This is a genomic window from Amycolatopsis sp. NPDC047767 (genome assembly GCF_040704195.1).
Classification (GTDB): Bacteria; Actinomycetota; Actinomycetes; order Mycobacteriales; family Pseudonocardiaceae; genus Amycolatopsis.
Genome location: NZ_JBEYSJ010000023.1, coordinates 82,302 through 98,081, shown reverse-complemented (window position 1 = coordinate 98,081; position 15,780 = coordinate 82,302). Strand labels below are relative to the sequence as shown.

Sequence of the window (15,780 nt, the reverse complement as noted above, 5' to 3'; positions counted from 1 at the left end):
CAGCACGCCGTTTCGAAACGATCTCGGCGCGCCCTGACGGGCAAACGCCTGTGTGAAACTCCTCGACATGCCGAGGAGGGGGTTGCCCACGCCGTGGTCGCGGGCCGTGCGGACGGGGTGGCGCAATCCGGCGGTGGTGATCGCCGTCGCGGCGGCCGCGGTTCTGGTGGCGTTGCCCGCCACGGCCGTCGCACTGTTCCTTTCGGCGGCGGGCAACGCGACGCTGCAGCAGCAGACCTCCCTCGCGTGCGAATGGGCGGTCGGCGCGCAGTGGCAGGGCGGCCTGCCGATGCAGCAGCGCGACCCCGCTGTGCCCGAGTCGGTCGGCAAAGCCCTGTACGACACGCGCGCGAAGCTGGCCGGCCAGGCCACCGCCGAGGTGCCGCGAGCCTCGGCGCCGGTGTCGACCCTGGTCTCCGGCGCGTCGGTGGAAGCGGCGACGGGCCCGCCGGCGCACCCCGAGCAGACGGTCGTCAACCTCATCTCGCGCACCGATTTCCAGAACCACATCCAGGTGGTCCAGCGCGGGACCGGGCCGGGCATCTGGCTGCCGGACCAGTTCGCGGCGCTCAAGAACCTCCACGCCGGCGACCTCGTGACCGTGCGCGGCGGCTCCCGCAACGACCTCAAGCCCAGCGGCAAAGCCACCGCGCCGGGTGGCGGCAGCACGTCGACGATGCGCGTCGCCGGGATCTACCGCGACCTGCGTTCGCTGCCGGACCAGCAGTACTGGTGCAGCCTCGTCGGCCTCTACCGCGGCAGCCCGCTGTCCAACGCCGGCACGTACCCGGTGGCGCTCGTGTCGCCGGACGACTTCTTCCACATCGCCACCCGCGACTCCGGCGTGCAGAACCTGGTGGAGAGCTCCGTCGACACCACGGGGATGACCACGGCGAGCGCGCCACCCGTGGTGGCCGGGCTGGAACACGTCCGCGCCCGCACCGAGAATCCCGCCGACCCGCTCGGGCGGGCGTTCCACCGCTTCGGCGGCACGGAGTACACGTCTTCGCTGGGCGGCATGGTGGTCCGCGCCGACCAGGTGACCACGCAGCTGGCGACCACCGTCGTGCCGATGGGCGCGGTGGGGGCGCTGGCCGGGCTGGTGATCGCGGCGGCGGCCGGCTCGTTCTGGGTGGACCGGCGCCGCGCCGAGCTGGCGGTGCTGTCGTCGCGCGGGGTGGGACCGTTCGCGCTGGTGGGCAAGGCGGTGCTGGAGGTCGGCACGATCGTGGTGCTCGGCAGTGCCGCGGGCTGGTTCCTCGCGCGCTACCTGGTGGCGGCGCTGGGGCCGAGCCCGCTCGTCACGCCGGGCGCGCTGGCCGGATCGGTACTCGGCGCCGCCGCCGCGCTGGTGGTGACGCTGGGCGCGATCGCCGTGTCGAGCGGCCGCCGGATCACCGCGTTGTTCGACGCGCGCACCACCCGCCGCCGCAACTGGCCGTGGGAGCTGCTGCCGCTGGGCGCCGCGCTGGTCTGCTATTTCGCGCTCGGTGACGATCCGGCGGCGGGAGTGGGTGCGGCGGGGACCGTCGCGCGGATCCCGCCGCGGCTGATCGTGGTGCCGCTGCTGCTGGTGATCGGGCTGGCGTTGCTGGCCGCGCGCGTCGTCCGGTTCTCCGTGGTGCGCCTGCGGCCGGTGTCGCTGTCGCGGGCGGTCGCGTTCCTGTCGTGGCGAAGGCTCGCGTCCGCGCCGGCCGCGGCGGCCGTGCTGATCGCCGCGACGGCGATCCCGATCGCGCTGTCGGTGTACGCGACCACGGTCACCGGGTCGGTCGAGCGCACGCTGCACGCCGAGGGCCAGCTTGTGGTCGGCACCGACGTGGTCGTCGACCTGACCGGACCCGCGCGGGCGCCGCCCGGGTTCCCGTCGAGTTTCGTCGAGCGCTACGACTCCGGCACGGTCGGGAGCACCACCGTCAACGTCCTCGGCGTCGACCCGGCGACGTTCACCGGCACCGCGTTCTGGGACAACCTCCTGCCCGGCCCGGCTCTCGACGACCTGATGGCCGGGCTGACCGCACCCGGCGCGCCGGCCGGCGTGCTGGCCGGGATCCCCGGCACTTCCGGGCCGACGCCGGTGGAGATCAACGGCCACACCGTCGAGTTCTCCGTCACGAGCGTCGCGCAGCTGCCCGGGAAGAGCGCCGGGTTCCCGCTGATGTTCGTCCGCCGCGACGTGCTCACCCGCCTGGCGGGCGAGAACCTGCACCACGAGCTGTGGCTGCGCGGCGACCCGGGACGGATCGTTCCGGCGCTGTCCGCGGCCCACGTGCCCGTCGGCACGCTGAGCCAGGCCCAGGACGTGACCGCCAACGGCGTCTACGCGGCGATCACCTGCACGTTCCTGTTCCTGACGGCGGTGTCCGTGCTGGCCGGCGCGATCGTCCTCGTGGGACTGTTGCTGTACCTCAATTCGCGGGCAAGGGCGCGGCGCAGCGCGTACTTGTTGTTGCGGCGCATGGACATCGGGCCACGCTCGCACTGGCGGGCCCTGCTCTACGAGGTCGGCGGCCTGCTGGCCACCGGCTTCGTCGCGGGCCTCGGCTTCGCCGCGATCGCCGTTGCCATCACCAGCGCCGGTTACGACCTCGACCCCGCCGCCGCACCCGGCACCCTGATCGCCGCGCCGTGGTCGCTCACCGCGCGCCTCGCCGCGGCGACGCTGCTGGCCGCCGTGCTCGCCACTCTCGCCGCCCAGCGCGCCGTCTCGCGCGCCCGCCCGTCGGAGGTGCTGCGTGACACCAACTGACGCGCTCCGGTGCGAAGACGTGCACCAGACCTACCGGACCGCGACCCACGATGTCGTTGCCCTGCAGGAGGTTTCGGTGTCCGCCGCGCGCGGCCGTGTCACCGCGCTCGTCGGACCGTCCGGCTCCGGGAAGTCGACGCTGCTGCGGATCCTCGCCTGCCTCGAACGCCCGGCGCGCGGCCGTGTCGAGGTCGACGGTGTCGACGCGACCGCGTTGTCGGCCCGCGGCCGCCGCGGGTTGCGCCGGAAACGGCTCGGTTACGTCTTCCAGAACCCGGTCGACAACCTGCTCGGGTACCTGACCGTCGCCGAGCACCTCGAACTCGCCGGCCGCCTGCGCGGCACCGGCACCCCGTCGGGCGAGCTGCTCACCACCCTCGGTCTCGGGCACCGCGGCGACAGCCGACCCAGCGGCCTCTCCGGCGGCGAACAGCAACGCGTCGCCCTCGCCTTCGCCGCCGCCGGCGACCCCGCCGCGCTGCTCGCCGACGAACCCACGGCCCAGCTCGACCGCGCGTCGGCCCACCTCGTCGGCGACGCCGTCCGCCGGCTGGCGGCCCTCGGGCACGCCGTCGTGGTCGCCACCCACGACCCCGAGCTGGTCACCGCGGCCGACGACGTGATCGAACTCGTGGACGGACGCATCCGATGACCGTGCTGACGCTCACCGACGTCTCCAAGACCTACCGCGGCACGCAGGTGCTGCGGCCGATCAGCTTCGAGCTGCACCCCGGTGAGCTGGTCGCGTTGACCGGCCCTTCGGGTTCCGGCAAAAGCACCCTGCTCATGATCGCCGGCGGCTGGGAAACCCCGGACACCGGCAGCGTCACGCCGGGTTCGGTGCTGCCGGCCGTCCCGATGGCGCGAATGCCGTGGCAGCACCTGGGTTTCGTGCCGCAGTCCATCGGCTTGTTCGACGAGCTGACGGTCGCCGACAACCTCGCCTTCGCCGCCCGCACCGGCGGCAACGCCGACCTCACCAAGCTGCTGGAAACCCTCGACCTCGCCAAGTTCGCCGACCGTCTGCCCACCGAAATCAGCCGCGGGGAACAACAACGCGCCGCCGTCGGCCGCGCGCTGGCCACCGCCCCCACTCTCGTCCTCGCCGACGAACCGACGTCGCACCAGGACCGTCCCCACGCCGAAGTCGTCCTCGCCCGCCTCCGCACGGCCGCCGACGCGGGCGCCGCCGTCCTCGTCGCCAGCCACGACCCCCTGCTCGCCACGCACACCGACCGCACGATCGCGCTGACGGGCGCCGGCCACTGAGGCGAGCGCGCGGCTCACCGCCGTGAAGACACGCGCAACGCCAGCGCCAGCACTGCCGACAGACCGATCAGCACCACCGCGGAAACCACCGTGCCCATGCCCGCCACCGCCTTCTTCTCGAGGACCCTCAAGGTCTCCCGGACGACGGCGGGGCGGGCATGGGCACGACGAACGCTTGACACACCAACGCGTTTCCCTGATGGGCCCTTGACGCTCAGCTCTCCGCGGTGACGGCCTCACGCTGTTCGACCTCGTGGGCGCGCGCCGCCGAGCGGGACAGGCGGTCGGAGACCTTGGCGGTGGTCACGAAGGAGATCGCGATCAGGATCGCCAGCACCACGCCGATGCCGATCACGCTGCCGCTCAGGGTCGGGTCGGCGGGGTCGCCGGCCTCGGCGCGGGCCGAACCCGTCAGGAACGAGAGCACGAACAGCACGCCGACCGCGAGCAGGGTCTCCACGGAAACCAGCACCGGGAACGTGCGCAGCGCCAGCTTGAACACCGAACCCTCCGCACCGGCGGCGCGGGCGCGGGCGATGCGCGGCATCATCACGAACTCGTTGGCCGCACCGATGCAGATCATCGTGAGGACCAAGGACACCTTGATGACGAGGAAGCGTCCGAAGCTCGTGGTGAACAGCTCCGACGGGCTGCCGATCAGCGTGTACGCCAGGTACAGGCCGGTGATCAGGATGCAGCCGACGGCGACCATGGCCAGCGTCGAGAAGCGCGTCCAGATCTGGGCGAACGTGTCGCCGGCGCCGCGGGTGAGCTTGCGGCGCGAGAAGGCCAGGATCACCAGGCCCGCGATGCCGCCGACCCACGTCGAGATGGAGAAGACGTGCAGGTGGTCGAGCAGCGAGTTGGCGACGGTGTCGCCGGTGGCCTTGGAGAAGTTCGTCGGCAGCAGCGTGACCTGGTAGGCGACGAAGTTGATGATGAGCGACGTCAGCGTGAGCACGCCGAGCTTTTCCCGCAGCCGCGGGGAGAACGCCAGCATCAGCACGATCGCCGCGAGGCCCCACAGCGCGTACTGGATCAACGCCTCGGCGCCACTGGAGATCCAGTCGCCCTTCTTGCCCGGCACCGAGATGAAGCGCCAGATCGCCGCGGGCGACAGCGCGTCGCCGAACGGGATTTCCTTGCCCTTCACACGGGCGCCCTTGCCGGCGATCTGGAAGTACAGCGCGACAAGGAACCACGTGCCGACGAGCGCGTAGTAGACGCCGGCGCGGCGTTGCAGCACCGCGCGGTCGGCGGGATCGACCGACGGCCGTCTCAAGACGGGCCGCAGCACGATCAGGTACAGCATGCAGCCGCCGATCGAACCGATCAGACCGGCGAAGTACGCCATTTTCGTGATGACCCGCCACACCTCGGGGGTCGGGTTCGCTTCGGCCGCGGACACGGCCTGGGTAAGCAGCAGGGACATCGGCAGCCATCTCCTCGAGCGGGGGACGTGAGCCGTACAGGTGGGGAGGCTCTTGGCGGTCGAAGGTAGCTGATCCTACAACGGATGTGAAGACTGAAGCGTCCACTACATTGATGGTATATTGCTAGAGTGAAAAACCAGCGTCGGAAAATCCGCAGTCGGAAGGAGTGTCCGTGAAAGTCCTCGTCCTGCCCGGCGACGGAATCGGCCCGGAGATCACGGCGGCAACCCTGGACGTGCTCGGCGCCGCGGATCGGCGGCTCGGGCTCGGCCTGAGCTTCGAGGTCCGCGACATCGGCCTGGCCTCGCTCGCGACCGACGGCACCACGCTGCCGCAGGCGGTCCTCGAGCGTGTGCCCGAGGTCGACGGCACGCTGCTCGGCCCGGTGTCGCACTACGAGTATCCGCCGCGCGAACAGGGCGGGATCAACCCGTCCGCCGCGCTGCGGACCACGTTCGAGCTGTTCGCCAACGTGCGCCCGTGCCGTTCGCGCGAGGACCTGAGCATCCTGCGCAAGCCCATGGACCTCGTGATCGTGCGCGAGAACACCGAGGGTTTCTACTCCGACCGCAACATGTTCGCCGGCACCGGCGAGTTCATGCCCGACCCCGACCTCGCGCTGTCCGTGCGCAAGGTCAGCGCACGCGGTTCCGCCCGCGTCGCGCGGGCGGCGTTCGAGCTCGCGCGCGGCCGCCGCGGCAAGGTGACGGCGGTGCACAAGGCCAACGTGCTCAAGCTGTCCGACGGCCTGTTCCTGCGCGAGGTGCGCGCGGTCGCCCAGGAGTTCCCCGACGTCGAGCTGGAAGAGCTGATCGTCGACGCGGCGGCGGCGCTGCTCGTGCGCGACCCGGAGCGCTTCGACGTGCTGGTGACCACCAACATGTTCGGCGACATCCTGTCCGACGAGGCCTCCGAGCTGTCCGGCAGCCTCGGCCTCGGCGGGTCGATCAACGCCGGGCACGACGTGTGCGTCGGTCAGGCGCAGCACGGTTCGGCCCCCGACATCGCTGGCCAGGGCGTGGCCAACCCGGCGTCGCTCATCCTGTCCGCGGCGATGCTGCTGGACTGGCGCGGCCGCCGCGATGGCAACGACGCGCTCGTGGCCGGCGCGGAACTCGTGACCCGCGCCGTGGACTCCGTCCTCGACAACCCGGCGACGCGCACCGCGGACGTCGGCGGCACACTCGGCACCGAAGCGTTCGCCGGCGCGGTTTCCGAGTCCGTCACCGGCCTTCCGGTGGGTGCCCGATGATCCGATCCGTGAACCCGGCGACGGGCAAGCCACTGTCCACATACGACTTGCACACGGCCGAAGAGGTCGACGCCGCACTGGATTCGGCCGTGGCCGCGCAGGCGGCGTGGCGTGAGAAACCGCTTGCCGAACGCGTGGAGCTGCTGCGCGAGCTGGCCGCGGTCCTGCGCGCGGGGAAGGCCGAGTACGCGCGGCTGATCACCGAAGAGATGGGCAAGCCGCTCGCCGAAGCCGAGGCCGAGATCGAGAAGTGCGCGCTCAACTGCGTGCACTACGCCGAGCACGCCGCGGAGTACCTGGCCGAGCGCCCGGTGCTGGCCGAGGCGTCCGTGGTGGCCGAGCCGCTCGGCGTGGTGCTCGCCGTGATGCCGTGGAACTACCCGTTCTGGCAGTTCTTCCGCTTCGCCGCGCCGGCGCTGGCCGCGGGCAACGGCGCGATCCTCAAGCACGCCACTAACGTGCCGGGCTGCGCGCTGGCCATCGAAGACGTGTTCCGCAAGGCCTCGGCGCCCGCCGGGCTGGTGCGGGCGCTGCTCGTCGACGTCGGCGAGGTCGCGAAGCTCATCGCCGACGACCGCATCGCCGCCGTCACGCTGACCGGCTCGACGCGCGTCGGCGCGCTCGTGGCGAGCCAGGCCGGGGCCGCGCTCAAGAAGCAGGTGCTGGAGCTCGGCGGCTCCGACCCGTTCGTGGTCCTCGCCGACGCCGACGTGCCGGCCGCCGCCGAGACGGCCGTGCGCGCACGGTTCCTCAACAACGGGCAAAGCTGCGTCAACGCCAAGCGGTTCATCGTGGACGAGGCCGTGGCCGACGAGTTCGCCGAAGCCTTCACCGCCGCGGTCGAACGGCTGCGGGTGGGCGATCCGGCCGAGGCGGGCACCACCGTCGGGCCGCTCGCGCGTGAGGACCTGCGCGACGGGCTCGACGACCAGGTGCGCCGCACGGTCGCCGCCGGCGGCGTGCTGCGAACCGGGGGCGAGCCCGTGGCCGGACCGGGCTACTTCTACGCGCCGACGGTGCTCGACCGTGTGAAGCCGGGCATGGCCGCGTTCGACGAGGAGACGTTCGGGCCGGTCGCGGCCATCGTGCGCGTCTCCGGCGACGACGAGGCCCTGGCGCTGGCCAACGACACCGAGTTCGGCCTCGGCGCCGCCGTGTGGACGCGGTCGGCTGAACGCGCGCAGCGCTTCGCCAAGGGCCTGCAGGCCGGCGCGGTGTTCGTGAACAGCATGGTCGCCTCCGACCCGCGGCTGCCGTTCGGCGGCATCAAGAAGTCCGGCTACGGTCGGGAGCTGGGCGCGGACGGGATCCGCGAGTTCGTGAACGTGAAGACCGTGTGGTTCGGAGGAACCCGATGAGCGAATCGAAGCCGTTTCCCTCCGTGGTGCTGCGCCCGGCCGAGCTGACCGCGGCCGACCGCGGCGGAGGCGCGCGCACGATCCCGCTGGTGAGCAAGGCCCTGGGCGCCGAGGTGTTCCTCAACGGCCAGACGCTGTTCGACGGCGGCGCGGGCATCCCGCTGCACACGCACAACTGCCCCGAGAGCGTGGTGATCCTGGAGGGCGAGGCGATCGTGGAGATCGACGGCGCCGAGCACCACCTGTCCACTTGGGACACCACCTACGTCGACGCGGGCGTGCCGCACCGGTTCCGCAACGCCTCGGCCACGGCGCCGATGCGGATCCTGTGGACCTACGCCTCGGTGGAGGCGACGCGCACGATCGTCGCGACCGGCACCACCACCCGGGTGGATGCCGAGCACCGGCGCTAGCCTGGGTAAGTGGAACAGACCCCGACCCCGCTCACCCGGCAGGTCGCGGCGCGCATCGTGGGCTACATCCGCGAGACCGCGGCCGAGCCGGGCACGCGGCTGGTGGAGCGCACCCTGGCCGCGCACCTGCGTGTTTCGCGCTCACCCGTGCGCGCGGCGCTGCGCCTGCTGGCGGACGAAGGGGTGGTGGCCGTCGCCGAGCCCGGCGGCGGCCACACCGTGGCCCGCCCGGTCGCCGAGCTCACCGTCGAGGCCGGTGAGCTCGGCGACGAGGACGAGGAGCAGTACCTGCGCATCGCCTCGGACCGGCTCGACGGCGAGCTGCCCGACCGCGTGAGCGAGAGCGAGCTGGCGCGCCGCTACGCCCTCACCCCGGCCCAGGTGACGGCCGTGCTGCGCCGCATCTCCGGCGAGGGCTGGATCGAACGGCTGCCCGGCTACGGCTGGGAGTTCCAGCCGATGCTGACGTCGCAGGAGTCCTATGAGGACAGCTACCGGTTCCGGCTCGCGCTCGAACCGGCGGCGCTGCTCGAACCCGGCTTCGCCGTGGACCGGGCGGCCATCGAAACCGTTCGCGCGCAACAGCTCGAGCTCGCCGAGGGCGCCGCGCACACCGTGACCAACACCGAGCTGTTCGCGCGCAACCGCGCCTTCCACGAGGCCGTGGTGGCGTGCAGCCACAACACGTTCTTCATCGATTCGCTGCGCCGCGTGGACAACCTGCGCCGCCTGATCGAGTACCGGCGCACGCTGCCGCGCGACCGGGCCGCTGTGCGCTGCCGCGAGCACGTCGACCTCGCGGACCTGCTGCTGGCCGGCCGCACCGCCGAAGCGGCGGAGTTCCTGCGGCGGCACCTGAGCACCGTCAGCGTGGAGAAAACGGCCGGCCCCGGTTAACCGACGCCGTCGCCGCGGGGCAGCCGCGGTGCGCGCAGATCGCCGTTGATCAGATCGGAACGCAGCGAAGTCAGCAGTTCCGACGTCTTCGTCGCGCGGTTTTCGTCGCGCGAGGCCAGGCGCAGCACCAACGCGTCGGTGAGCACCTCCGCGCTCAGCATCTCCCCGGTGAAGTTGCTGGCGCTCTGCGGAGCCGTGAGCGAGACGTCCACCCGGGAGCCGAACAGCGGCCCCAGCGAGCTGGACACGAGCACCACGCTCGCGCCGACCTCCTCGGCGTGATCGAGCAGCACCTCGATCTCGCCGAGGATCCGGCCGGGGATGTAGAGCACGACGACGTCTTCCGGGCCGAGGCCGAGCAGGTCGTCGGCCAGCTGGAAGCCGGTGGCGCCCGTGGACCGCGCGCGCCGGCCCATCCGGACCAGGCGCATGGTCAGGTACCGCGCCACCAGGCTCGAGGCCCCCAGGCCGAAGCTGAGGACCTCGCGCGCGCAGTCCAGCAGGTCGACCGCGTGCAGGAACTCGTCGGACTGCACGAGCCGCCAGGTGGCGGCCAGCCGCTCGGTCGCGTCGGTGAAGACCTTGTCCACCACGGCATCGCCCGCGGTGGCGCCGTCGGGCAGCTCGGTCAGCAGCCGGTGCGACGGGCTGGTCTCCAGCGCGACCTCGCGCGCCAGGCTGCGCCGCAGGTCCATCAGCCCCGCGAACCCCAGTGACTTCGCGGTGCGCACCACGGTCGCGTCGCTGGTCGCCGTCGCGCCGCCGATCTGGTCGGCCGTGGCGAAAATGGCGTAGCGGCCGTGGTCGCGCAGGTACTCCGCGACGGTCCGCTCGGCCCGCGACATCTTCGGCAGGCACCGCGCGATCCGCGCGCGCAGCGACTCTTCGTCGTTCCCCATCCCACCCTCGTTTCCCGATCCACGTGCCCACGGGAGGGCCGCCACGGTGCGGCCGTGCCCCGTGAGCCCGTCACGCGCTACGGCCGGCGCGCCAGCTCCCCGGCGATGAAGTTCTTCACCACCGGCTGGATCAGCAGCCCGCGGTGTGCCACGCCGGGCACCACGTCGAACTGCACGTCGATCCCGTTGCTCTCGAAATTCTTGCGCAACGTGGTCAGCCGCTCGATGCGCGTGTCACCACCGGCGTCGATCCCCGGCTCCGCGATCTCCCACGTGTCCTTGTCCTCGCCGCCCACGATCATCTGCACGGGCAGCTTGCGCAGAGCCGCCACCTGCACGTCGGTGCCGAACAGCTCGCGCACGTCGGCGGTGCCCAGCCACCACGGGACGTCCGGGTCGATCCGCGTGACCCGGCCCGGAGCGCCGATGGACAACGCGGCCAGCCGATCGGCGTGCAGGTAGGCGAAGCGGTGCGCGAACTGCCCGCCGCCGGAGAAGCCGTGCAGGTAGAAGCGGTCGGCGTCCACGCGGAAGCGCGCGGCGACCTCGGCGATCATGTCGAGCAGGATCAAGTCGTAGCGGATGCCTTCGAAGCTGAGGCGCTTGAAGCCGTGCAGGTCGCCGGGCTGCGCGATGCCCGCCGGGAACAGCGGCGCGAGCACGATGGTGTCGTTCTGCTCCGCGAACTCGCGGTAGTCGTTGCGGTAACGCTCCGCGGTGCGCTGGGTGCCGTGCATCAGGACGAGCAGCGGCAGCGGCGTCTCGGAGGTGCGGTGGGCGCTGGGCACGTAGAGGCAGTAGGAAAAGCGCTGGTCGCTCTGCAGCGCGAAAAACGGCGTCGGCCCGCCGTAGTAGAACTCCGTCGGGTCGAGGACTCGGGCGGAGTCGGGCGTCGCTTGGGGGCTCGTCATGGAGCGGATCTCCTTGGCATGGCGTGGGACCGTCCTGCACCGTCGTAACCATGTAGTAACGACGACAGGTGTTGACAACTTCGTAGCACGGTCTATCTTATCCGTAGCTGCCACTACAAGTTCCTGATGAATGTAGCGCAAACCTTCAACGAATCGCCAGCACCGGGAAAGAGGTATCCATGGCAGTCCGGTTGGTCCAGATCGAAGGTGGCCCCCGTGAACGGGGACTCGCCTACGGAGAGGCCGCCAGGGCGGAGATCCGCACGTCGATCGCCTACTACCGGGAAGCTTTCCGGCTCGCGTCCGGTCTGGAGTGGACGGACGTGCAGGCCTCGGCCCGGCGCTGGCGCGCACCGGTCGCCGCCGTCGCACCGCACCTGCTCGAAGAGATGGACGCGATCGCCGACGGTGCCGGCGTGCACCAGGACGAGATCCTCGCGCTCAACGCGCGCGGCGAGATCGTCCGCAACAACGACAGCGCCTTCAACCCGGGCGTCGCCGAAGACGAGGAGCCGGCCGACGGCTGCTCCTCCTTCGCACTGCTGCCCGAGGCGACCGGCGACGGCCACGTCTACTGTGGACAGAACTGGGACTGGCGGGAAGGCACGCAGGACACCGTGGTGCTCCTGCGCGTGGTCCAGCCGCCCAAGCCCACCCTCATCATGCAGGTCGAGGCCGGCCAGATCGGCCGCCACGGCGCCAACTCCGCGGGCATCGCGCTCAACGCCAACGGGCTCAACGGCGCCTTCGGCACGCCGATCGGCATCCCGCAGCCGGTGCTGCGCCGGATGATCCTCGACCACGACCACCTCAAGAGCGCCCTGCAGGTGCCCTTCGACGTCCACCAGCACATCGCCACCAACCTCCTGGTGACCCACCGCGGCGGCGTCGCCGTGGACTACGAGACCACCCCCACCGTGCACCGCTGGGGCCTGCCGAGCGGCGGAATGCTGGTGCACGGCAACCACTACCAGTACGGCGTGCCCGACCGGATCGCCGCCACCCACCGCGTGTCCCCTGTGGACTCGCTCTACCGCGTGCAGGTGATCGAGCGCGGGCTCGCGTCCGCGCGCACGGCCGCCAGCTCCGCCGAGGTGCGCAAGGTCGTCGCCGCGACGATGAGCGACCACGTCGGGCATCCCGACGGCGTGTGCGCCCACCCGGACGACCGGGCGCCGGACCTCAAGCGCTACAAGACGATCGCCTCCAGCCTGGTCGACCTGACCAGCGGCGAATACCGCGTGGCGATCGGCAACCCCTGTGAGAACGACTACGAACTGCTGCCCTGGCAGCTCTACGACGGCCCCGGAGGTCACTGATGACCGGACCCGTGCTCGCCAGTCTGCGCGGTGTGAACAAGAGCTACGGCGAAGTGCAGGTGCTGCACGACGTCGACCTCGACATCCACCAGGGCGAGGTCGTGGTGATCCTCGGCCCGTCCGGGTCGGGCAAGTCGACGCTGTGCCGCTGCATCAACCGCCTGGAGAAGATCAACTCCGGCACCATCACGCTGGACGGCAAGCCGCTGCCCGCCGAGGGTCGCGACCTGGCGCGCCTGCGGGCCGACGTCGGCATGGTCTTCCAGTCGTTCAACCTCTTCGCGCACCGCAGCGTGCTCGAGAACGTGACGCTCGGGCCGATCCGCGTCCGCGGGATTCCCAAGCGTGAGGCCGAAGCGACCGCACGACGGCTGCTCGACCGCGTCGGGGTGGCCGACCAGGCCGACAAACTGCCCGCCGAGCTCTCCGGCGGGCAGCAGCAGCGCGTGGCCATCGCCAGGGCGCTCGCGATGAACCCCAAGATCGTGCTGTTCGACGAACCGACCAGCGCGCTCGACCCGGAGATGGTGAGCGAGGTCCTCGACGTGATGACCTCGCTGGCCGCGGAGGGCACCACGATGGTCGTGGTCACGCACGAGATGGGCTTCGCCCGCCGTGCCGCCCACCGCGTGGTCTTCATGAGCGAAGGCCGCATCGCCGAACAAGGCACCCCCGAAGAGTTCTTCGACCGCACGGGCACCGCCCGGGCGCGGGACTTCCTGTCCAAAGTCCTCCAGCACTAGTCCCTCCAGCACCGAATTTCCCCACCGTGACAAGGAGAAAGCAATGAAGCTGACCAGAATCACCGCCGCCGTGGGCGCGGTGGTCGTCGCGGGCGCGCTGCTCGCCGCGTGCGGCAGCGCCCCGGCCACGGCCCCCGGTGGCGCCGCCGCGAAGCCGGCCGCCGCGGACGTCGCCAAGATGATCAGCCAGGACGACGCCGTCGCGGGCGCGCCGGTGGGCCAGAACCTGCCGCACTCGCCGATGCTGGACAAGATCCGCCAGCGCGGCGAGCTGGTCTGGGCGGGCAGCCGCAACACGCTGGGCTTCTCGCAGCTCGACCCGGCCACCGGCAAGATCTCCGGCTTCGACGCCGGCATGGCCGACCTGCTCGCGAAGTACCTGCTGGGCAAGCCGTCGGCGAAGATGCAGAGCGGTGGCTCCGACACCCGTGAGGGCCTGCTCGGCAACCACACCATCGACGTCGCGATCCAGACGTACACGATGACGCCCGAGCGCGCCAAGCTCGTGAACTTCTCCGGCCCGTACTACATGGCGGCCAGCGGCATCATCGTGAAGTCCACGGACACCACGATCAAGAGCGCCAAGGACCTCGCCGGCAAGAAGGTGGCCACCGAGTCCGGTGCGGCGAAGACCGCGCTGGTCACCGAGGTGCCGACCGCGCAGCCGGTGCTGTTCGACACCACCGCGCAGTGCATCGCCGCGGTGGAGCAGGGCCGCGCGGAGGCCGTGACGCTGAACAACGCTTCGCTGCTCGGCGCGATCCAGACGCGCTCGGACGTGAAGCTGCTCGACGCGACGTTCGGGTCCAACCCGTTCGGCATCGGCGAGCCCAAGGACGACCCGGTGTTCAAGCAGGTCGTCGACGAGTTCCTGCAGAAGATCGAGGCCGACGGCACCTGGACCAAGCTCTGGCAGGGCACTGTCGGCAAGCTGCTGAAGACCCCGCCGCCCGCCCCGCCGAAGCTCGGCTCCGTCCCCGGCGTCTGACCCGAACCCCGAAATCGGAGACCCCATGTCCGTGCTCTTCGCGCACCTCGGTGAGCTGCTGACCGGTCTGCTGACGACCCTCGAGCTGGCCGCGATCGCGTTTCCGCTGGCGCTGGTGATCGGCACCCTGCTGGGTGTCTGCCGCGTCAGCCCGATCGGGCCGCTGCGGGCGGCCGCCGGGTTCTACGTGCACTGCCTGCGCAACTCGCCGATGCTGCTGGTGATGGTCATGGTGGTCTTCGGCCTGCCCTACCTCGGCGCGACCGTCCCGCTGTTCGGGTCGGTCGTGCTGGGGCTGGGGCTGTACTTCGGCGCCTACATCTGCGAAACGGTGCGCTCCGGCATCGCCGGCGTGCCGCTCGGCCAGATCGAGGCGGCGCGCGCCATCGGCCTCACCTTCTCGGGCGTCCTGCGGCAGGTCGTGCTGCCGCAGGCGTTCCGGTCGATGGTGCAGCCGCTGGGCAACATCCTGATCAACGTGTGCCTCGGTTCGGCACTCGGCGCGGCGGTCGGTGTCCAGGAGCTCACCGGTTCGGCGCGTCAGTTCAACCTCGACTTCGCCCAGCCGGTCCCGACCTTCATCGCCGCGGTCATCGGCTACCTCCTGATCACCCTGACGATCGGCCAGCTGACCGGCGTCGTCGAACGGAAGGTTCGCATCCGACGATGAAGTCGCGCTCCCCCGCCCTTTTCGACGAACTCGGGCCCCGAGGCCAGAAGCGGCTGAAGATCGCCACCGTCGTGGCCGTCCTCGCGCTGATCGGCATCGTGGCCGGCGCCATCGCTCAGCTCGCCCACGTGCAGCAGCTCACCGCGCGTCTGTGGGAGCCGCTCATCGAGTGGTCGAACATCCGTTACCTGCTGCAGGGCCTGCTGACCACGCTGGAGGTCGGCCTCACCGGCGCCGCGATCTCCCTGGTGTTCGGCACGCTGATGGGCGTCGGCCGGCTCTCCACGCACAAGTGGGTCTCGATCCCGTGCGCCGGCCTGATCGAGCTCTTCCGCGCGATCCCGCTGATCCTGCTCGTGTACTTCTTCCTCATCGGCCTGCCCATGTTCGGCTGGAACCTCCCGCCGTTCTGGGTGCTGACCATCCCGATCGTGCTGCACGCCGGCGCGGTCTTCGCCGAGATCGTCCGCGCCGGCGTGAACTCGCTGGACCGCGGCCAGTTCGACGCCGCCGCGGCGATCGGCCTGCGCCGCGGGCAGACGATGCTGCTCGTGGTGCTGCCCCAGGTGTTCAGGGCCCTGCGCCCGGCGCTGGTCACGCAGGTGATCCGCACGCTGAAGGAATCGAGCCTCGGCTACGTCGTCGGCTACCCCGAGCTGCTGCGCGACGGGCAGGTGATCGGCGAGTTCAACGCCAACTTCCTGCAGACCTACGCGTTCACCGCGGTCATCTACATCGTCATCAACTTCGGGCTCTCCCGCGTCGCCGAGCTGCTCGACCGGCCGAAGAAGGTCCGGCGCCGCCCGGACCGGCCGGCGCCGGAGCCCGAACCCGAGCCGGCGGCGTCGCAACCGGCCGGCACCCTCGTCTGAGTTTTCC

15 protein-coding genes are annotated in these 15,780 nt (G+C 71.1%); 12 read left to right on the top strand and 3 right to left on the bottom strand.

Translation table 11 applies throughout. The features are described 5' to 3' along the window. Positions 1–67 precede the first annotated feature (67 nt). Genes AB0878_RS33235 through AB0878_RS33225 form a run of 3 tightly spaced genes read left to right on the top strand, consistent with a single transcriptional unit; the run spans position 68 to position 4,018 of the window. Entirely contained in the window at positions 68–2,749 is a 2,682-nt protein-coding gene (locus AB0878_RS33235; RefSeq protein WP_366584159.1) for an ABC transporter permease, read from the top strand. After that, positions 2,736–3,401, top strand: a complete 666-nt coding sequence (locus AB0878_RS33230) for an ATP-binding cassette domain-containing protein (RefSeq protein WP_366584158.1) — start codon at positions 2,736–2,738, stop codon at positions 3,399–3,401. The genes AB0878_RS33235 and AB0878_RS33230 overlap by 14 nt, the downstream gene beginning before the upstream one ends. Beyond that, on the top strand, positions 3,398–4,018 hold the full coding sequence (locus AB0878_RS33225; RefSeq protein ID WP_366584157.1) for an ABC transporter ATP-binding protein: 621 nt from the start codon (positions 3,398–3,400) through the stop codon (positions 4,016–4,018). The genes AB0878_RS33230 and AB0878_RS33225 overlap by 4 nt, the downstream gene beginning before the upstream one ends. Before the next feature lie 214 nt (positions 4,019–4,232). On the opposite strand, the gene AB0878_RS33220 is transcribed toward AB0878_RS33225, so the two are convergent. Continuing rightward, on the bottom strand, positions 4,233–5,450 hold the full coding sequence (locus AB0878_RS33220; RefSeq protein WP_366584156.1) for a CopD family protein: 1,218 nt from the start codon (positions 5,448–5,450) through the stop codon (positions 4,233–4,235). A gap of 173 nt (positions 5,451–5,623) precedes the next feature. On the opposite strand from AB0878_RS33220, the gene AB0878_RS33215 reads away from it, so the two are divergent. The 4 genes from AB0878_RS33215 to AB0878_RS33200 are packed head-to-tail and all read left to right on the top strand — an operon-like array spanning position 5,624 to position 9,371. Further along, positions 5,624–6,703 carry an isocitrate/isopropylmalate family dehydrogenase gene (locus tag AB0878_RS33215; RefSeq protein WP_366584155.1) on the top strand — a complete coding sequence of 360 codons (1,080 nt, stop codon included), beginning with the start codon at positions 5,624–5,626 and terminating at the stop codon, positions 6,701–6,703. An 8-nt stretch (positions 6,704–6,711) separates the two neighbouring features. Further along, positions 6,712–8,061: an NAD-dependent succinate-semialdehyde dehydrogenase gene (locus AB0878_RS33210; protein WP_366584154.1), complete on the top strand. Its 1,350-nt coding sequence runs from the start codon at positions 6,712–6,714 to the stop codon at positions 8,059–8,061. Then, complete coding sequence (locus AB0878_RS33205) at positions 8,058–8,474, top strand: cupin domain-containing protein (RefSeq protein ID WP_366584153.1); 417 nt, start codon at positions 8,058–8,060, stop codon at positions 8,472–8,474. Before AB0878_RS33210 ends, AB0878_RS33205 begins: the two co-directional genes overlap by 4 nt. 9 nt (positions 8,475–8,483) lie before the next feature. After that, positions 8,484–9,371: a GntR family transcriptional regulator gene (locus AB0878_RS33200; RefSeq protein WP_366584152.1), complete on the top strand. Its 888-nt coding sequence runs from the start codon at positions 8,484–8,486 to the stop codon at positions 9,369–9,371. Here AB0878_RS33200 and AB0878_RS33195 read toward each other — a convergent pair. Continuing rightward, on the bottom strand, positions 9,368–10,270 hold the full coding sequence (locus AB0878_RS33195; RefSeq protein ID WP_366584151.1) for a MurR/RpiR family transcriptional regulator: 903 nt from the start codon (positions 10,268–10,270) through the stop codon (positions 9,368–9,370). The genes AB0878_RS33200 and AB0878_RS33195 overlap by 4 nt on opposite strands. Before the next feature lie 77 nt (positions 10,271–10,347). After that, positions 10,348–11,181 (bottom strand): PHB depolymerase family esterase, encoded by an 834-nt coding sequence (locus tag AB0878_RS33190; protein WP_366584150.1) that lies wholly within the window; start codon positions 11,179–11,181, stop codon positions 10,348–10,350. A 179-nt stretch (positions 11,182–11,360) separates the two neighbouring features. Here AB0878_RS33190 and AB0878_RS33185 point away from each other — a divergent pair, with 179 nt between their 5' ends. From AB0878_RS33185 to AB0878_RS33165, 5 genes are read left to right on the top strand one after another with little or no spacing between them, the layout of a single operon-like run. Continuing rightward, complete coding sequence (locus AB0878_RS33185) at positions 11,361–12,500, top strand: C45 family peptidase (RefSeq protein WP_366584149.1); 1,140 nt, start codon at positions 11,361–11,363, stop codon at positions 12,498–12,500. Continuing rightward, positions 12,500–13,243 carry an amino acid ABC transporter ATP-binding protein gene (locus AB0878_RS33180; protein ID WP_364181174.1) on the top strand — a complete coding sequence of 248 codons (744 nt, stop codon included), beginning with the start codon at positions 12,500–12,502 and terminating at the stop codon, positions 13,241–13,243. The genes AB0878_RS33185 and AB0878_RS33180 overlap by 1 nt, the downstream gene beginning before the upstream one ends. Before the next feature lie 43 nt (positions 13,244–13,286). Then, positions 13,287–14,231, top strand: a complete 945-nt coding sequence (locus tag AB0878_RS33175; RefSeq protein WP_366584148.1) for a transporter substrate-binding domain-containing protein — start codon at positions 13,287–13,289, stop codon at positions 14,229–14,231. A gap of 25 nt (positions 14,232–14,256) precedes the next feature. Continuing rightward, positions 14,257–14,901, top strand: coding sequence for an amino acid ABC transporter permease (locus tag AB0878_RS33170; protein ID WP_366584147.1), 645 nt, complete (start codon positions 14,257–14,259; stop codon positions 14,899–14,901). Next, entirely contained in the window at positions 14,898–15,773 is an 876-nt protein-coding gene (locus tag AB0878_RS33165; protein ID WP_366584146.1) for an amino acid ABC transporter permease, read from the top strand. The genes AB0878_RS33170 and AB0878_RS33165 overlap by 4 nt, the downstream gene beginning before the upstream one ends. Positions 15,774–15,780 lie beyond the last annotated feature (7 nt).